Origin of the sequence: Blautia sp. RTP21359st1_E11_RTP21359_211015 (assembly GCF_040910705.1) — a bacterium.
In the GTDB taxonomy this organism is placed as follows: Bacteria; Bacillota; Clostridia; order Lachnospirales; family Lachnospiraceae; genus Blautia_A; species Blautia_A fusiformis.
On sequence record NZ_JBDGAB010000049.1, the window covers coordinates 1 to 17,364 of the forward strand.

Sequence of the window (17,364 nt, forward strand, 5' to 3'; positions counted from 1 at the left end):
TAGCTGGACTAATCGGGGTTTTACGGGCGTCAGACCGTAGAATCCCCATCCGACGTAAGTCGGGTGGGGTAGTTCAAGCTTGATTTTTTAAAGACAATATATGATGTAAATAAAGACAAAGAAAGGTAGCCGCCCCTATCCCCATAGTTGGCGGCTATACGTCACAGATAAAGGGGTTTGCTGCTGTCGTGGCTTTCCCTTTTCTTTATTATAACATATTCTTTAAGAAGTTTCAAGATGTTACTATTTCGTAAAAGCCATCTAATAGCTTAATCTTCGAGTTGTCTTGCTATCCCATGTTCACCTTTCCGGCTTCTCAATATCAGGCATCAGTTCTTCTGCCATACGCAGTAAGTCTTGATTTTTCTTAGTTTTGCGATGTTCCTTCATTTTTTCAGAACATAGTAAATTCGGGAATCTGGTGTCGTTAATATATATTTTGTTGTCTTTGAGCTGGACAAAACCAACAGGATTGTCTTGGCTCTCCAGTTTGTTACTTACAAGAGTAAGGGTCATGCTTTTCTGAATTTCGTCGTCAATGATTTCACTTATTATGATAAATAAATATGGAGAATTACCGCCAGCTATGTTACTTCTTTCTTGTTTTTTTTATTTTTTTTTATTTGTCATATTGGTAATAAATAAAAAACTGCCAAGTGGCAAAGGAGATAACGAATATGAGAGTAAAAGAAAACGCAAAAAAAAACTATGTTTACTATTATGCTTTTGACTATAGTATTTTTTATGACTGTCCCAGTGCATGCTGCGAATAGGTATATTGCAAGCATTTCTAGAACACCGATTTCTGTATATACCGGAAACTCTACCACAATAAAACTAAAGAACCCAGCAAAGGGAGAGCGGGTGACATGGACCTCAATAAATAGTAGAATTGCGACAGTTTCCAAAGCAGGAAAAGTAACAGGAAAAAAAGCAGGGACTACAAAAATCAAAGCTAAAAGCAAAAGCCGGTCCTATACTTATACCGTAAATGTAAAAAGTAAGCCAAAAATTAATTACACATCAAAAAAAGTGGAAGTTGGGGATTCTTTCAAACTGAAGCTTCTGAATACGGCAGGTGGACGGAACTGGGTGAGTAGTAACAAAAAGATTGCAACAGTAAGTTCGTCAGGGAATGTTACTGGTTGTAACGTAGGAGTCGTAAAAATATCTACAAAATATAAAGGTATTACATATGCTTGTAAAGTGACCGTAAAAAAGAGCTCAAAAAGTCTCGTAAGAAAGGCTGCGCCGATGGCGAATGAATGTGTACTAAAGGCATTTGAAGACTTGGATTTTAAGTTAATATATGATGGCTCAGTTTCTTATGCGGGATATTTTTCAGCTTTAAATCAAAGTATTACGCTTCAGGGTGTAGACGATACTGTATACCATGAATTAGGGCATTTCCTCGCATGGATAGCCGGAAATGTAGATAAAAGAAGTGAATTCGCAACAATTTATAAGTCTGAAAAAGAAAAATATACAGGAGTAAGAAAAGCATATGTAACACAAAATGCTTCAGAATATTTTGCGGAGTCTTACAGGGATTATATTTTGAGTGGGTCAAACCTGAAAAAGAGCAGGCCTAAAACATATGCATATGTAAGAAATGCAGTTCAGACCATCCAAAATTCACCAGACAGAATTACAAAGATTAAAAATGTATATAAGGTGATATGGAAAAAAAATGGTTAATAACTCACGACTAAAGTGCAAGCTTATAAAAGCGAGCAATCAATTTTGGAAATGGATTAGTATCATGTTGAAAAAGTTCCATTTAAGTCTGGCCGGAATTATCCGGCCATTTTTCGTGCAAAAAAATAAAAATATTCAGCATATTAACGAAGGGCGAAAATCCCCGACCAAGCAATTGTCCGCGGGTAATAACTATTCTTTAACTTCGTGCGTGGGTTCGAATACCCGCCCGAAACACGCGTCGCTAAGCCCTCCGGCCTCGCTTGCCGCACTTCGTGCTGGTTATATTTATTCTCTGTACTCAGCCTCACGGCTTCGCTTGTCAGCCTCTGCGAGGCTTGGTAACGAAGGCGTAAGCCTGAGTTATCACGAGCCGGAACGGTGAGTTATCATTTTTAATCTGGTAACGAGCCTTGCGAGGCAGGCGAGTTATCATGCGTGCTCTGGTGCCGAATCCGGCAAGGCCGGTGAGGCATCATTTTTAATCTGGTACCGAGTCCTGTAAAGCAGGCGAGTTATCAAATGCATAAGCGGGAAGATACTTAAAACGGGCCGAAAACGATGGCAAAAAAACAATCAATAATAAGGAGGAATTAAATAATGAAAAATATAATGAGAAACAAAGAAGTAAAATTATTTGCAGTTATATTTGCAGTATTTATAGCGTCAATGATGCTGTTTGCAACAACAGCACATGCTGCGACAGTAACAACTAAAAATATGCCTTCAAAAAGCGTTTGTGTCGGAAGTTCAAAGACACTGGCAAAGCCAAATGTGAGTGGGTTCAAATGGAAGGCAATAAATAATACATATTATACTCTTACCACCGCCGGAAAACTTACAGGAAAGAAAGTAGGAACCGCAAGCTTTTCAGTCACATGCAAAAATATAAAATATGTATATAAAGTAACTGTAAAAAATAGGCCAAAATTAAATTGTACAAGTAAAACGATAATGGTAACTGAAAAGCTAAACCTGAAAGTATTAAATGCCGGAAACTCTACAGTAACGTGGAGTTACAAAAATCCTAAAGTAGTATACGACGGTGTTGGATATGGACCGGGAACCACAACTGCAACAGCAAGATGTGCAGGCGTAACAATGACATGTAAGGTCACAGTCAAAAACTACAATGGAAGCCTGGCAAAAAAGATGGCACCAAAAGCGAATGCAAATGTTCTATCTGCTTTTGATAAACTTGGATTCAAAATAAAGTATGACCCGACAGTCAACTACGGTGGATGCTTTAATGCACATGAAAGAACTATCACACTTAGGTTTGTGGGCGATGATACTATCTACCATGAGATGGGACATTTCCTTGCTTTTGTTGCCGGAAACGTAGATAGGTCAAGTGACTTTGCTGCAATTTATAATAGTGAAAAGTCTAAATTTACAGGTATCAATAGAAGTTATGCAACACAGAACGCAACTGAGTATTTTGCTGAGTCCTATCATGATTATATTTTACAGCCAACAGAAACAAAGAAGAAGCTGCCTAAAACCTGCAGTGCTATATCAGATGCAGTTAAAAAAGTAACGCCTACACGTGTTGCAAGAGTTAAAGAAATCTACGGACCGTTCTGGAAATAAAGATACAATTGCCGCTGAAGCTGATAGATAGAAAACCGCGGCCAATCTTTTTGTCATCTTATATTTCGCGCTCAATGTCCGACGCTTATGCTACTAAGTAAATTCAAAAAATATGAGAGCAGCACGACTTTGCTATTCTATGCCTGGCCCAGACCTCGCTTTGTTGTCCAGACTACCCAAATCGGCAGAAATGCCGGTTTCTTTGTTTCAGCCGTTAAATTTTTCAGCATATTAAAAAGGTAAAAAAATTATTAAAAACAAGAAGGGAGAATTTTTTATGAAACTTAAAGAAATCAAACCAAATGGAATCGGGACTGTTGAATGTGTGATTGTTACCATCGAAGAAAAGACAAACCGAAATAATGGTACATTTCTGAACATCGGAGTCAGCGACGGTGAATCTCAGGTCATTGCCAAAAAATGGAATGAAAAAGCAGAGACATTTATGTTTAAGCCAGGACAGGCAGTTTTGATTGAAGTAAAGATGGAAGAATATAAAGGTGAGTCGAGTTATATCATCCGTGAAATTACGGAATCTTCGGCAGACCCGTCTTTGTTCGTTTGCGGTGCACCGCTGAAGTCTGAATATATGTATAACTTCTTATACAAGACAGCCGGAAGATGCGGCGTGTACGCCTCAACGGTTAAAAGAATCCTTGCGGAGAATAAGGATAAGCTTATGATTTGGGGTGCCGGCAGGTCTATCCATCATAATATCCGTGGAGGTCTTTTGTATCATACATACCGTATGACCAAAATGGCAGCATATACAACTTCTGTATATAACAAGGAGCCTTCAATGTTGAAGGATTGCCGTGACATCAACACAGAACTGTTAGTAGCCGGAACTATCCTTCATGACATTGGAAAGCTTTGTGAGCTGGATACAAATGAGTTTGGTGCCTCAGAATATACAGTTAAAGGCACATTGATGGGACATGCTTTTATTGGTGCTGAACTGGCAGGCAGAGTAGCAAGAGAGGAGGGCCTGGATGAAGAGGATATCATGCTCTTACAGCACTTGATTCTTTCTCATCATGGCAAACATGAGTATGAAGCAGTAACGGTTCCGGCAATTCCGGAAGCATTGGTACTTCATCACATTGACATGATTGATTCTTATATGTATCAGTTTGAGACACAGGCGGAAGGACTGAAACCCGGCGAAATGTCAGGCAAGGTATTCGGGCTTGACCAGAGGGTATACAGACCGACTTGGAGAGTGCCTCAGAAGAAAGAGGAAGGCGAAGAAAAAAAATAAGTTTTATGGAGATTGCCCGCAGCGGATGCTGCGGGTTTTTGCTTGCTTGGAATTGCATTTGTCGTCGTATTTGTATTGCATCTATCGTTGAGGAACGTGGAGAGTTGAGGCCAGGCACGCCGAAATAGTCCGGGGCGTCGGTTCGGAGGTTGCTAGACGTGTACGGGAAGCCGATTTACCTACTGTACTCAGCCTTACGGCTTCGTTTGTCAGCCTCTACGAGGCTTGGTGCACGCGAGCATAACTCGCGCGTACCAAGATAAAAGAGCAGGAAATCTTTCCTGCTCTTTTTGTCTTGCGTTAACGATGTTTTTTTAATTTGACTCTTTTTTGGAATCGATTTCGGATTTAAGGGTTTTTATATAGTTATTATCCCAACCCATTTTATCTGCGATTTCCTCTGGAGAAAATCTTTCAAGCATAACTGACACGAAATTGATTCTATCTTCATGCTGTGCTTCTTCCCATTTTGTATACATTTCATGCACCCCTTTCGGACTAGATTTGTAGTATCTTAATGCCTCGGCAAGAACAGGATTTTTAATATCGTCAGGATTTGAGTTAGTCCAGTCTCTGATAAACTGTCCAAGTTCTGAGTCATTGGTTGCGGCGGCAAGATTTACGATGATTTCTTCTTCGCCGGAATTGATGACATTTCCAGACATTAAGTCTACTTTTTTAATATGCTGAATCATCGGGTCGTTGGAATTAAAATCTTTTTCGGTTAAGACTATTATACAACGATTTGGCAATTCTGAAAAGTCCTGGCCGCTTTTTAAGATACTGGCGTCAAGCATTGCACCATAGTATCGGTCTCTGTGGTAGATTCCATTTTGCTTGTAGCATTGTGGCTCAATTCCGTATATGGTATTCTCTTCAGGGCAAAAGCCTTTAAAATCTCCGATGACATTGCGTCCACGGTTCCAATTCTTGAGAGAATATTGGGTTTCAGATGTGCTTAACTTAATATCTGAAGATTTTGTTTTGTCTTTATCTGTTGCGTTTCTCACAACATTGATAATTACCTCTGCGATTTTCTTATCCTGTAATACCATGCTAGATATTGCGTCCGTATTCAAAGAGGCCTTCGCTAATTTTTCTTGAAATTTTTGAGGATACTTTCCTCCTTTCTCATAAGCTAAATTATTTTGCATATTATTATCATCTCCATTAAATTAGTTATTTGTAGAAAACTAAAGGAGAGGAATATTAAACAAATAAAACGCAAGACAAATATGTTTGGTTTCCTCTTCTTGGTTTTCTACATATATAAAAAATGATGAATTAAAAAATTTATTAAAACTACGACAGGAGGAAAAATATGTATAAAGGAAAAGAAAATTACGAAACCGCAAAACACCTGATGGCAGGAGAAGAATGCATTGTAACCGGATATGGGCAGTCTATGACACCAATTTTGAAATCCGGGCAGGCGGTGAGATGTGTTCCGGTGACAGAAGAAACAATATTAAAGAAAAATGATATTGTATTATGCAAAGTTGCAGGGCATTTTTATCTGCATAAGATTTCTGCAATCAAAGGTGGAAGGACATTTCAGATTTCCAACAATCACGGACATGTAAATGGATGGATTGGAAAGAAATGTATCTATGGTTTAGTAGTTGAAAAATTTTAAGGTAGACGGAGCGAAGGCTCTGTTTTTTATTACATATTTTTTTTGTCATAATATAATTGAATAACTTAAAGTTTGACTAAGAGAGGAAACTGATTGCTGGAGTTTTCTCTCTTTATTCCCCTAAGCGCAAAAATGGGGGCGCTATTAAATAGATTTATTTTCTTTGTACTCGTCGTATGTCTTGCCGCATATGACGATAGAGATAAATTTCCTCCTAAGCAAAGACATCACCTTGTGTGGTGTCTTTTTTTGCGGCAAAAATCCGCAAAATTTGACATTTTCATTGGCTGTGATATATTACAAAAAAGGAGGCAAAAAGTATGAGTAAGATAGTAGATTCTCACAATGCGAATATTTGCTGCCAGAAGTTGTATTCAGTGTGGTCCTCAGAAAAAATCGCGACACCGATACGAAGAGAAATGAAAAACAGCCATTTGACGATTCGTGCTTTGCAGCTGAAGATTGCAAGAAATATAGATAGACAGGGAATACCTAAGGATTCAAAGATAGTTCCGTTTGCAGGGAAAAATGAAACAGAGATAATAAAAGCCATGCAGCAGTCATACGCTGACCGGGACCTGGTTTTGCAAGTAAGAAAAAAGAAAACTAGTAAAGAAGATATAAAAAAACTGCGTTCAGGGCTGGAGAATCTACAGATGAATGCAGGCTGTGACCGTGATTTGTATTTGACTTCTTATAATGCTGGATATATACTAAAAACATTGGAAAAAAAATTATACGAAAAAGAAGAAGAAATGGAAGAGGAGCCGTTTGGATTGTAGGAAATGCAGCGCAGAAATGCGCTGCATTTTTGTCCGTGAAGAATCTGGCATACTGTAAATGAAAAATATAAAAAAAAGAAAGGAATAAATATGGAAATTAAAAAATGGCGGATGTATTGTCGGCGAATACGAAGCGGGCACGAGACCGGAAAGATGGCGATTCGTGGAACGCGACAGAATCCAGGCAATGATGTCTGATAAGATTGTTGTGGTTAACTACTCGGCTATTGAATAGCCGAGTATATAAAGGTTACAAAAATATCTGATAGATTCTTTTTGTAATTCTTTATATGCAAAGCTATTTGGCACCGGGTAGTTAAGCAGAGACATTCGACATATACGTGTACCGGATGGCGCCTTCGGGTGTTTGAAGGTACTTACACCTGCGGGTATTCATCCAGCCCTCAGCTCTGCAAAGTATATGCCAAGTCTAGGATGACGATACCGGACGGTGTTTAGGGTTACAACCGATGCGAAAGAACCGTATTTTCGTGAAAAGATGCCGTCCAACTCTTTTTCAGGAGGTAACAGATAATGGCAAATCTAAAATTAATAGATGAATTACTTGAAAAAACTGAATACATATATGTTCTTGGAGTAGATGGAAAACCGCAGATGCCAACGAACAGAAAAGTTAGGGTCAGAAGTCTTTTTAAGTCTGGCCTGGCTAAGATTGTTGATACTGTACCATTTACAATACGCCTCTTGTATGAGAATGACGCAGTATTACAGCCAATCACAATAGCTGAAGACCCAGGAAGGACAAATATCGGTGCTGCTGTGTTGACACAGCTTGGAGATTTAGTTTTCTCCGCAGTTGTAGAAACCAGAAATAAAAGCATTAAGAAGCTGATGACTGACAGAAAAGCACATCGCCAGGCATCAAGACGCGGCGAGCGAAAAGCAAGACAGCGCCTGGCAAAGAAGCATGGAAGCATGATTAAGGCAGGGATGATGATGCGAAAACTGCCGCAGTATGCAGCTGATAAATTCGTAACATGCAAGATTATCAAGAATACTGAGGCGCGGTTCTGTAATAGAAAACGTATGCCAGATTGGTTAACACCAACAGTAAATCATCTTGTTCAAATCCACATCAACCTGATTAAGAAGATTGAAAAATATCTTCCGATTACTGACGTTGCAATTGAGGTAAACCGTTTTGCATTCATACAGATGGAGAGTCCTGGCATAAGTGGTGTAGACTTTCAAAATGGCCCGCTGAAGGGATTTGATGATGTCAAAGCAGCTATTCGTGAACAACAGCACGGAAAATGCCTGATGTGTAAAAATGATATTGAACATTTTCACCATATCGTACCACGTTCAAGAGGCGGTTCTGACACAATCCAGAACCAGGCCGGGCTTTGCAAAAAATGTCACGCAAAAGTACATACGGATGCTGAATTTCAGGCTAAGCTCAAAGATAAGAAAGAGGGTCTGATTAAGAAATATGGTGCACTCAGCGCTTTGAATCAAGCTGTTCCGTTTATCTGCAAAGAACTTATTAAGATTTACGGTGTAGAACATGTACATTTTTGCACTGGAAAGGATACATCATTAATCAGGTCAAGTCTTGGATATGAGAAGACAAAAGAAAACCAAATGCACGAAGTTGACGCGTATTGTATTGGTCTTGCTGCCATTGGAGCAGATAAAATAAATAAGATTAAACATCCAAGTTTTGTTAATGTATATAAAATCAAACAATTTCGAAGGCAGAATAGAAGTATTATTAATCACCAATATGAAAGAACTTATTATCTTGATGATAAGAAAATTGCCACAAACAGAAAACCTCGTTTTGAACAAAAAGGTGATGCATTTTCTGACTGGTATTCTAAACAAGTTGAGCTAAATGGCAAAAAGCAGGCTGATAAATCAGCTGGACGCGTTGTAGTTAAAAAGAGCAGAAGGAATTATAACTCAAGAAATCGTGTGATGCCTGGGGCTGTTTTCTCTTATGATGGGAAGCGATTAGTTTTGTCTGGTCAAACTACACGAGGCAAATATTATAAAGCCTATGGAGACCCGAAAACTAATTATCCGGCAGCGAAATGCCAAATCTATAAACATAATGAAGGACTTGTGTTTATGTAAAATATATTTTTGTTTATTCTTTTATTCTAACCGGATTCACCTCGGCAATTGAATTGCCGAGCACACTCCGGGTTTTATCGTGGAATGCGAAGAAAAGAGCGGGACTATGCATACCGTGAAAGCGGGTATGGAATATGGAAAATCGTTGGCTTGCATTGTTCGTGCGAAGGAGCCAGTACTGCCGTCAGGGAACATATGGATGCTAAAAAACGGAGTAACAGGCCTGAAAGGCGAAAATGCGTTAAGGAAATTTGTAAACGGTGCGACTGAAATGATGTAAAAAATAGAATGTTCTGTCGTTTTTTTTAAAACAGAAAATTCTGCATATTGTAAAAGTAAAGAAGGCAACCGAAGAGAGAACTTCCGGGACCTTCTTTTTTTTGGCCTAAAACGAGAACAAAGAGGAGACTATATTGGAGTTTCATTTTTAGAAGTTTCAGGCATATTAAAAATGCAACATAAAAAAAGAAAGGAGATGTTTTGTATGATGAATAATGAAAATTGCTCAGATATCTCTTTAAGATATCACGATATTACAACCGAAGATATGAAAAACGGTGATGGGCTTAGAACAGTCCTTTGGTTGGCTGGCTGTGAGCATCATTGTCCGGAATGCCAGAATCCGATAACATGGGACCGGTTTGGAGGTATTCCATTTGATAAGGCTGCAGAAGACGAATTAATGGAATCACTGAAACCGAATTATGTTTCGGGAATCACTTTCAGTGGAGGCGACCCGTTGGCGACTTACAATCGTCCAGGTGTAGCAAAACTTATTGCCAAGATTAAAAATTCAAAAGAACTGGCAAAAAAATCCATTTGGATTTATACAGGCTATACATGGGAACAGCTGCTGCACCAGTTAAAAACAGGGCAAGACCATGACCTGATGTTTATTATTCTGAAAGCGGATGTCATTGTGGAAGGACGGTATGAAAAAGATAAGCGCGATGTTACGCTAAAATGGCGCGGAAGCGCAAATCAGCGTGTAATTGACGTACAGAAATCTTTTCATTCAGGGAAAGTTATTCTGCATTGCAATTGATGTTGGTTGAAGGTGAGGAAAAATGACATTAACGAAGAACGGAAAATCCCCGGCCGACAAAAAGTCGTCCGCGGGTCAAATGCTCCGGTTTTAACTTCGCATGTGGGGCTGAATCCCCGTTCGAAACACGCTTCGCTCAGCCTTACGGCTTCGTTGGTCAGCAGCAAAAGCTGTTTGGTAACGAGCGCAAAGCGCGAGTTATCAAGAGAGAGGGTAGTCCTCGTTAAAAAGTCTTTGGGTGATATGCAACAGAAAGAATTTAACCAAATGCTTGAAAAGAACGGACATCAGCGGATAAAAGAAGCAGAAGATACTATATTTTGCAAAGTATTTTTTGAAAAAATGCCTGATGACTGTTCAAATAATGAAAATAGTGATACTTAAGGAGGTAAAAATTATGAGTAAAAAAATTATCAGCCAGAAAGATGCAAAAGAAATTGCACGTAAAAACAATCTGGCAAACGTAATCATCGTTAAAAAGGACGGAACCCGTGAACCATTTGACGGGAACAAAATCATCATTGCGGTTGGCAAGAGTGCATCCCGTATCCTTGTGAAGTTCACAAAAGAGGAAGAGCGGGCAATCGTTGACCATGTTGAAAGCGAAATCAAAAAAAGAGGACTTAAAGAAGTTCCGATTGCTATGATGCACAGCATGGTGGAAGCAGCGCTTGTGTCTATTAATGAAGAGGTTGCAAAAAGCTACCGCGATTACCGTAACTACAAACAGTCATTTGTCCATATGATGGATGATGTATACACAAAGAGTCAGTCAATCAGATATATTGGCGACAAGGAAAACGCCAATACTGACAGCGCACTGGTGGCAACAAAGCGAAGCCTTATCTTCAACGAACTGAATAAGAATCTTTACAGAAAGTTCTTTATGAATCGTGAAGAATTACAGGCTTGCAAGCAGGGCTATATTTATGTGCATGACCAGAGTGCAAGACTTGATACTATCAACTGTTGCCTTTGCAATGTCGGAGCCGTTATGAAAGGCGGATTCGAGATGGGCAACGTTTGGTATAACGAGCCCAAGACTCTTGATACAGCGTTTGATGTTATGGGGGATGTAATTTTATCAACTGCCGCGCAGCAGTACGGAGGTTTTACTGTGCCAGAAGTAGATAAAATTATGGGGCCTTATGCCGAAAAGTCCTTTGAAAAATATAAGAAAGAATATCTTGATTTAATGTCAGATGTTCTGAATCCGGCATTCGCAGAATCTCTGATTGATAAAGCAGAGGCATATGCAATGGAAAAAGTACAGCGTGAAATGGAGCAGGGATATCAGGGAATTGAATATAAACTGAACACAGTCGGTTCTTCTCGCGGTGATTATCCATTTGTTACATTTTCATTTGGACTTGGAACAGGAAAATTTGAAAAAATGTGTGCAAAAACAATTTTAAATGTACACAGAGAAGGACAGGGTAAGAAAGGCTTTAAACGTCCTGTATTATTCCCGAAGCTTGTGTTCTTATATGATAAGAATATTCACGGTGAAGGAAAAGAATGTAATGATGTTTTTGAAGCAGGTATCCAGTGCTCTGCATCTACGATGTATCCGGATTGGCTCTCAATGAGTGGAGAAGGATATATTTCTACAATGTATCAGAAATATGGAACTGCGATTAGTCCTATGGGTAAGTGCATATTAGCCCATGTAAAACGGTATTCAACCGCTTGCTTAGCGGGTGTGGCGTAACAAATACGCTGCTAACAGATAGGTCTGTGGGAGGAGAGGTCCGATTTGACCACAGATGAAGCTGTGCTCTTAAAAATAAGAGTTAATCGACTATCGGTGATGAGTGTAACCGAGTAGGAATGGGATAAGCTCCATTTCCAAAGATGCCGCCTGATGACGAGGAAGAGGACGCCTCCGAGGGAAAAGCTAGTCAGTATGTATGGTGACATACAGTAAATACGTGTCGTGCATTTTTAAGTCCGTGGTATGAACGCGGAGGAATGGAACCAGCAGATGAGAATGACAAGCCAATTTTTGTTGGTCGTTGCAATCTTGGTGTTGTTTCTTTACATCTGCCGATGATTCTTGCAAAAGCAAGACGTGAAAGCAGAGACTTCTATGATGTTCTGGATTATTACCTTGAAATGATTCGTGGACTTCATAAAAGAACATATGATTATCTTGGAGAACTGAGAGCATCAGTCAATCCAATTATGTTCTGCGAAGGTGGACTTTATGGTGGTCACCTGAAACCAAATGAAAAAATCCGAAAACTCCTTCCGCCGATGACAATGTCTTATGGCATTACGGCGCTGAATGAGCTGCAGGAATTATATAACGGAAAGAGCCTGGTTGAAGACAATCAGTTTACGCTGGAAGTTATGAAACATATTAACGAAAAATTAGCGGAGTATAAGAAGGAAGACCACATTCTTTACGCCGTATATGGAACCCCTGGGAGTTCTGCGGGGGCACATGCAGTGATGCATGTTGAAAAAATTGCCTAACCTGTTTGAGGGAACAGGGTGTACGGTTTGCGATTCAGCAGTTGGAGGAAATGCCAATAAAAAACCGTGCTAACAGGGAATTCGCCAAGAATCCTGTGCTAAATATCGCTGGTTTTGTCAGCGGTTAAATGTGAACAGACTGTCGAAATCCTAGAAGGAAAGTAGAGTAGCGAAAAGCGAAAGAGCAAAACCATTTGTGAAAAATGGACAAAGTATAGTCGACAAAAAGGGTGATATAGACAATTGATATAATATTGATTTTATGATAATATAATATAAAAGAAGAACGGAGAATCTCCGTTCGTAGTCCGATAGCGAGCCAAAACGGAGAGCTATCAAAGAAACCCCTTTTAATGGCAGAAAATCTCTGTGGTCTTCAGGTGAAACAGTTCCGCAAGGAATATGGAATCATCAAAAATGTATCTGACCGTGATTATGTAAGCAACAGCTTCCATTGTCATGTGACAGAGGACATTACACCGATTGCAAAACAGAATCGTGAATATGATTTCTGGGAATTATTTAACGGTGGAAAAATTCAGTATGTTAGATATCCGATTGATTACAATATTGATGCAATCAGAACACTTGTCTTAAGAGCCATGGAAATGGGATATTACGAAGGTGTAAACCTGGCATTATCTTATTGTGATGACTGTGGATATCAGGCAGCAGACATTGGGGACGAATGTCCGATTTGCGGTTCAAAGAATCTCACCAAGATTGACCGAATGAACGGATATTTAGCTTATTCACGGAGACATGGTGAGTCCAGAATGAATAACGCAAAAATGGCTGAAATAGCTGATAGGAAGTCTATGTGAAAATTTTAACAAAATATCAATTTATGATGCTAACGAAGGTGTAAGCCTGGGTTATAAAAAATCATACATGCCGCTCGGAGAAATCCGGGCGGTTTTTGTCTTGTTTAGGAGTAAATCTATATTAAAATTTTTTTCGTAAAAAACATCCCGTTTTTTATTTTTTTGTCATATTAAATGTATAAGAACTTTAACTAACTTACGGGCTGAAAGGTTCACTTGGCCCATGAAGTTTGTGTGAGTGATACCAAATGCAAATGGAGGTCTCCACGTTGGTTTAAGTGTTGAGCCAACAGTATCTTACTCTTTTGAGGAGCAATTAAAAATACTTATAAGTGTCTCCAGGGTCTTTCTGGGAAACATTTCTGATTTTTGCGGCCGACATTTTTGTCGGCCGCAAAAATGCTGTCAGCTAGAGAAACCCGGCAAGCTTTTATTTTTTTTGTTATTTTTTCAGCATATTAAATATATGAAAGAACAAAATACACAAAAATACAACAAAAAAAATACAGAACTACAACTTCCAAAAACGGCGCTGCCAATCGCTGGCGCAATAGAACATTGGATTGATATTGACGGCTCGGTCTATGCGATAGACCGCAGAAACAACCGAAAGCCAAGACTAATAAAGAAATCTCAGTCTGAGGTTAACGGATACAAATACTGCGGGATTAAATACAAAAACGGAAAAATAATTTCAAAAAGAGTCCACAGGTTGGTGGCTGAAGCGTTTATTCCAAATCCGAATGGGTATCGTGTTGTTGGTCATAAAAATAATATCAAAAATGATAATCGTGTTGAGAATCTGTATTGGACAACAACAAAAGAAAATACACAAAAAGCATTTGACGATGGACTTGCTGTAAACGATAAAGGAGGAAAAGACAGCCAGTCTAAACCGGTCATCATGTATGACACATACACCAATCAGGAACTTGGAAGATACGGCAGTTGCAAAGAGGCAGAGAGAGAAACAGGATTAAGCCTTACGACAATCTGCCGGCAGGCAAAGTATCACAGGCCGACGAGAAAACTGTATTATTTTCGGTATGAAGATGATGAGGATACCTGTCAGGATGTAATTGGAATGTTCGATTTTGATTCGGATAAGTTAATCAAAACTTTTCTGAATTCTGGCGACGCAGCAAGGAGTACCGAGATAAGTGAGAGAACAATTTGCCAGCAGGTTAAGAATGGAGTGAAGCCTGAAAGGAAGAGGAGCGAGGTGTATTTTTTAAGCGTAAAGAGCAAGAAGAAAAAATAAAAATTAAATTTTTCTTCATATTGTAAGAAAGCGGTGCATCTCCACCATTAAGCGAGAACCGAAAAAAGCGGCGCGTCCCTACCAGCTGTGAAGCGAAACGGGAACCGAAAAAAGCGGTGCTCCTCTACCCAAAAACGAGGCCGAAGAAATAACGGAGAGATGCCGGCAGAAATGCGAAGTAAGGGTGAACGGGGCGACTCATTCTTCCTATTGGGGAGCGTAATAAGTACCATACAAAATCCAGATTCAGTCATACTCTGGGCGTTGCTCAAAATAAGAAGCCAGTGGGAAAGCCTGCTGGCTTCTGTTTTTTTCGTATGGAAAATATAGCATATTAAACTTGTAAACAATAAAAAATAAAATAAGAAATAAGAAAGGAGCAAAAAATATGCTTGAATTAAAAGGAAAATACAACACCGCAAAGGTTTTTACTGACAATGTTGACAATGAGACCATCAGCCAGGTAATAGAATTGCTGAACCAGGATTACATTAAAGACGCGAAAATCAGAATCATGCCTGACTGTCATGCAGGCGCCGGATGTGTTATCGGTACGACAATGACAATTTCTGATAAGGTATGCCCGAATCTGGTTGGGGTAGATATTGGCTGCGGTATGCTGGCTGTCAGGATTGCAGAAAAGGATGTTGACCTTCCAAAACTGGATGATGTAATTAATACATATGTTCCGGCCGGGTTAAATGTAAACGATGAGCCGCTTGGTAATTTCAGCCATTTGAATGACTTGGTCGCTCCGGCTGATATATCGCTGGCTTATCGCAGCATTGGAAGTCTTGGAGGCGGCAATCATTTTATCGAACTTGATAAAGATGATGACGGAAACTTATGGCTTGTAATCCATACGGGTTCCAGACATCTCGGGCTGGAAGTTGCAAAACACTACCAAGAGCTCGCATACAAACAGCTGAAAGATTCAGGTGTTGGCGGCAAAATCAAGGCTGTAATTGCAGACCTGAAAGCAAAAGGCAGGGAAAAAGAAATTGAAAAAACAATCAAAGCGTTAAAGATGCAGGAGCCGCATATTCCAAAATCCTTATGTTATGTTTCCGGCCAGGCGTTCAAAGACTACATTCATGATATGGAAATTGTCCAGAAGCATGCAGAGTTAAACAGAAAATATATTGCCGATACAGTCATTGAAAAAATGGGCTGGCATATTTGCGAGGAGTTCCAGACAATACACAATTACATTGACACAAAAAACCTGATTCTCCGCAAAGGCTCTGTGTCTGCACGGGATGGCGAAAAACTTATAATTCCGATAAATATGCGTGACGGGTCACTGGTTTGTGTTGGAAAAAGCAATCCTGATTGGAATTATTCTGCGCCGCATGGTGCCGGAAGAATTTTGTCAAGAAGCGAAGCAAAAGATGCTGTCGGGATTGATGAGTTTCGTGAATCCATGAAGGGGATATATTCTTCTTCTGTCATGGAGTCTACAATTGACGAGTCGCCGATGGCGTATAAGCCGATGGAGGAAATTATGGAAAATATCAAAGATACTGTTGATATTGTGAAAGTAATTAAACCGGTATACAATTTTAAAGCACATTAAGATACGCCGCCTGGAGGAATCCAGGCGGTTTTTCGTCTAGTAATGCAGAATGCGTTTTTTAAAATCCAGCATATTAATTTTAATCTGGTTACGAGCGCGAGACGCGAATTATCAAGAAAAGAAGAAAACGAAAAAGGAGACTTAAAAAATGATAAAACGAGTACGGCTGGATTATAAGCCGGTAGCAAAGAGAATAAGCGAAGAGGCGGCATTTGTGGTATCAGCTGAGCATGTGGCAGCGGTAAATAGAAGCATAGAAAAGAAATTGGAAAAAAATAAGAGAGAACGAAGAGAGAGCGAAAAAGAGGCGGAAAAATATATTGTAAGATGAGTTGGTGCCTGTGCTTGTAAGCGTTTTTTTTGCTTCCAAAAATCCTGCATATTAACTATACAACAAAAATAATAAAAGGAGCAAAAACAATGATTGAAAATCCAAAAATCGGCCAAAAAGTTTGGTTTGTAGAACATTGGAGCCAGTGCATCCACAGTGCAAAGATTACGGCACTTGGAGAAACAGAAGTTTCTGTACGAGACCCGAAGAAATATCCATATGCAGATATTGAGTGGGATGATGGTGGAAACAGCGGCTGCCTTCTGAAAAATTTGTATGCTTCGCGTGAAGAACTTCAAAAAGAATTAAAAAAAGAAGAAGAAGAGAAAATTGCCGAAATCAAGGCTAAAATCAAGGATACGGGTGACCTGGTGGCATTCATGTATGACCACTGCGTGGCCTGTGCAGAAGAGTATACTGATTGGACGGCGAGAAGAGCAGTGAAAGAGCTTGCGAAGGAGATGCTTGGGTTGGAGTTGTAAGAAAAAAAGAAAAAGAGATGGAAACCGGCGAAGTCGGTTTCCTTTTTTTGTTGCATGGAATGGGGGGAGAGGTAGAAAGAACAAGGATGAGAACGGGAATGTGTTGCCGGAGTGGAGGTTGTGGGCTGGCGGGAGACTGTGGGGCTGGTACAGAAAGACATGCGGCGGGATGTGTTGGCCGGCTGGAGCCGGAAAGGAGCTTACTGGTTGCCGCAGAATGTTTGATGTGACTGTATTGCCGGCAGGGCTGGCTGAAAGGCAAAACGTAGTTTTTCGGTGCAGTCCAGGCTGCAAGCC

General features: G+C 39.8%; 14 protein-coding genes and 3 pseudogenes. 16 read left to right on the forward strand and 1 reads right to left on the reverse strand.

Features of this window, described 5'->3' with window-relative positions; genetic code table 11:
• The first annotated feature begins 744 nt into the window (after positions 1–744).
• The 3 genes from AB5026_RS14560 (at position 745) to AB5026_RS14570 (ending at position 4,552) form a co-directional block, all read left to right on the forward strand.
• Positions 745–1,698, forward strand: a complete 954-nt coding sequence (locus tag AB5026_RS14560; protein ID WP_368213651.1) for an Ig-like domain-containing protein — start codon at positions 745–747, stop codon at positions 1,696–1,698.
• Between the two features lie 600 nt (positions 1,699–2,298).
• Entirely contained in the window at positions 2,299–3,291 is a 993-nt protein-coding gene (locus tag AB5026_RS14565) for a hypothetical protein (protein WP_368213628.1), read from the forward strand.
• Between the two features lie 277 nt (positions 3,292–3,568).
• On the forward strand, positions 3,569–4,552 hold the full coding sequence (locus AB5026_RS14570; RefSeq protein WP_368213629.1) for a 3'-5' exoribonuclease YhaM family protein: 984 nt from the start codon (positions 3,569–3,571) through the stop codon (positions 4,550–4,552).
• A 314-nt stretch (positions 4,553–4,866) separates the two neighbouring features.
• Here the strand turns inward: AB5026_RS14570 and AB5026_RS14575 are convergent, their stop codons facing one another.
• Positions 4,867–5,706 (reverse strand): hypothetical protein, encoded by an 840-nt coding sequence (locus tag AB5026_RS14575; RefSeq protein WP_368213630.1) that lies wholly within the window; start codon positions 5,704–5,706, stop codon positions 4,867–4,869.
• A 167-nt stretch (positions 5,707–5,873) separates the two neighbouring features.
• On the opposite strand from AB5026_RS14575, the gene AB5026_RS14580 reads away from it, so the two are divergent.
• The 13 genes and pseudogenes from AB5026_RS14580 (at position 5,874) to AB5026_RS14640 (ending at position 17,067) form a co-directional block, all read left to right on the forward strand.
• Positions 5,874–6,188, forward strand: coding sequence for a S24 family peptidase (locus tag AB5026_RS14580; RefSeq protein WP_207743782.1), 315 nt, complete (start codon positions 5,874–5,876; stop codon positions 6,186–6,188).
• 320 nt (positions 6,189–6,508) lie between these two features.
• The gene (locus AB5026_RS14585; RefSeq protein ID WP_368213632.1) at positions 6,509–6,970 is read left to right on the forward strand and encodes a hypothetical protein; all 462 of its coding nucleotides are present in this window, start codon (positions 6,509–6,511) and stop codon (positions 6,968–6,970) included.
• 88 nt (positions 6,971–7,058) lie between these two features.
• Positions 7,059–7,205, forward strand: a complete 147-nt coding sequence (locus AB5026_RS14590; RefSeq protein ID WP_368213653.1) for a DNA-processing protein DprA — start codon at positions 7,059–7,061, stop codon at positions 7,203–7,205.
• Positions 7,206–7,504: 299 nt separating this feature from the next.
• Positions 7,505–9,070, forward strand: coding sequence for an RRXRR domain-containing protein (locus tag AB5026_RS14595; protein WP_368213633.1), 1,566 nt, complete (start codon positions 7,505–7,507; stop codon positions 9,068–9,070).
• Positions 9,071–9,554: 484 nt separating this feature from the next.
• Positions 9,555–10,115 (forward strand): anaerobic ribonucleoside-triphosphate reductase activating protein, encoded by a 561-nt coding sequence (gene nrdG, locus AB5026_RS14600; RefSeq protein ID WP_265191156.1) that lies wholly within the window; start codon positions 9,555–9,557, stop codon positions 10,113–10,115.
• 174 nt (positions 10,116–10,289) lie between these two features.
• A complete protein-coding gene (locus tag AB5026_RS14605) occupies positions 10,290–10,499 on the forward strand; it encodes a hypothetical protein (protein ID WP_368213634.1) in 210 nt (69 codons plus the stop codon).
• Between the two features lie 13 nt (positions 10,500–10,512).
• Positions 10,513–11,766: pseudogene (nrdD, locus tag AB5026_RS14610) on the forward strand (anaerobic ribonucleoside-triphosphate reductase); the annotation flags it as partial.
• Positions 11,767–12,047: 281 nt separating this feature from the next.
• Positions 12,048–12,542, forward strand: a pseudogene (gene nrdD / locus AB5026_RS14615) (anaerobic ribonucleoside-triphosphate reductase); the annotation flags it as partial.
• 407 nt (positions 12,543–12,949) lie between these two features.
• Positions 12,950–13,417, forward strand: a pseudogene (nrdD, locus tag AB5026_RS14620) (anaerobic ribonucleoside-triphosphate reductase); the annotation flags it as partial.
• Positions 13,418–13,655: 238 nt separating this feature from the next.
• Entirely contained in the window at positions 13,656–14,678 is a 1,023-nt protein-coding gene (locus AB5026_RS14625) for an HNH endonuclease (protein WP_368213635.1), read from the forward strand.
• A gap of 388 nt (positions 14,679–15,066) precedes the next feature.
• A complete protein-coding gene (locus AB5026_RS14630) occupies positions 15,067–16,254 on the forward strand; it encodes an RtcB family protein (protein WP_368213636.1) in 1,188 nt (395 codons plus the stop codon).
• Between the two features lie 148 nt (positions 16,255–16,402).
• A complete protein-coding gene (locus AB5026_RS14635; RefSeq protein ID WP_368213638.1) occupies positions 16,403–16,585 on the forward strand; it encodes a hypothetical protein in 183 nt (60 codons plus the stop codon).
• An 89-nt stretch (positions 16,586–16,674) separates the two neighbouring features.
• Positions 16,675–17,067, forward strand: coding sequence for a hypothetical protein (locus AB5026_RS14640; protein WP_368213639.1), 393 nt, complete (start codon positions 16,675–16,677; stop codon positions 17,065–17,067).
• The last annotated feature ends 297 nt before the right edge of the window (positions 17,068–17,364 follow it).